The sequence below is a fragment of the Kineococcus indalonis genome, assembly GCF_009906395.1.
Taxonomy (GTDB): Bacteria; Actinomycetota; Actinomycetes; order Actinomycetales; family Kineococcaceae; genus Kineococcus; species Kineococcus indalonis.
This window is the reverse complement of record NZ_JAAALM010000783.1, coordinates 1-1,283: the sequence shown is the minus strand read 5'-3', so window position 1 is coordinate 1,283 and position 1,283 is coordinate 1. Positions and strand designations below refer to the sequence as shown.

At 83.0% G+C, this 1,283-nt stretch carries 1 protein-coding gene; it reads right to left on the bottom strand.

Features of this window, described 5'->3' with window-relative positions; genetic code table 11:
• A partial coding sequence (locus GTR00_RS21080) for a nicotinate-nucleotide--dimethylbenzimidazole phosphoribosyltransferase (RefSeq protein ID WP_166613469.1) occupies positions 1-1,064 on the bottom strand: 1,064 nt, incomplete at its 3' end.
• Positions 1,065-1,283: the final 219 nt, after the last annotated feature.

Genomic DNA, 1,283 nt, shown 5'->3' with positions numbered 1-1,283 from the left:
TCCCCGGCCGGGGCGTCCGGCGCCGCGGCCGCGTCCGCGGCGGCCAGCACCTGCGCCGCGCGCAGCACCCCCAGCGCCGCCAGCGCGCCCGTCCCGGCGCCGCGGCCCGCGCCCAGGTCCAGCACCGGCACCAGCTTCAGCCGCTCCAGCGCCAGGTGCTGCGCCGGCTCGGCCGTGCGCGCGCCCGCGAGCCACCACTTCTCCGCCCCCGGCACCCCGCGGCTGGCGACCAGGGCGGCGGCCGCGCCGACCACCCCGTCCAGCAGCACGGGCGTGCGCCGGGCCGCGGCGCGCAGCAGCAGGCCCACCGCCGCCGCCGCGTCCGGGCTGCCCACGGTCTGCAGGAGCACCGCCGGGCGGGTCGCCACCGGCCGGGCCCGGCGCACCGCGTCGCGCACCGCGGCCGCCTTGCGCATCCACGCCTCGTCGCCGATGCCGCTGCCGCGGCCCACCACGTCGACGGCCCCCTTGCGCAGGCAGGCGGCCACCAGGGCGGCGGCGACCGTGGTGGCGCCCGCGCCCACGCCGCCCAGCAGCAGCAGCTGCACGCCCTCGTCCACGGCCTCGTCGGCGATCGCCGCGCCGGCGAGCACGGCCGCCTCTGCCTCCTCGGCCGTCATCGCGTCCTGCACCGACACGTCGGCGCTGCCGGCGCGCACCGCGCGGGCCGTCACCTCCGCCGGCAGGCCGGCCAGCTCCCCGCCCGGGTCGGCCACGCCCACCGCGTGCACCGCCAGCTGCACCCCGGCCGAGGCGGCCAGCGCCGCCGCCGGGTGCTCGCCGGCCACCAGGGCCCGCACCGCGGCCGGCGTGCCGCCGGGCGGCAGCAGCGAGACGCCCCGGGCCGCCACGCCGTGGTCCCCGGCGAGCACCACCAGGCGCACGCGCTCGAGCGGGCCGGCGACGTCGGCGTCGCGCGTGCCGGCCAGCCAGGTGGCCAGCTCGCGCAGGCGGGAGGGCCCCAGCAGCGGCGAGGCCGGTCCCGCCGGCACGACGGGCGCGTGCGGGGAGCGCAGCCCCTCGGCGACCTCGCGCAGGTTCAGCGGCCGCGGGCCGTCGGTCATCGTCTGCTCCTCGGGGACGGTGGTGCGGGCGGTCCGGCGGTGCGCGCCGGGACCGGGGAGATGGTCCCACCCGCGCGCCCCGCGGCCCGAGCGGACCGCCCGTCCGGGCGCGCGCGGGGTGCTTGCCGCGCCGCCCCGGGCGCGCCTACGGTCGGCGCGGGCGTTCGAGGGGGAGCGCGTCGTGGACGGGCGGTGGTGCACCGGTGGGCAGCGGGGGCC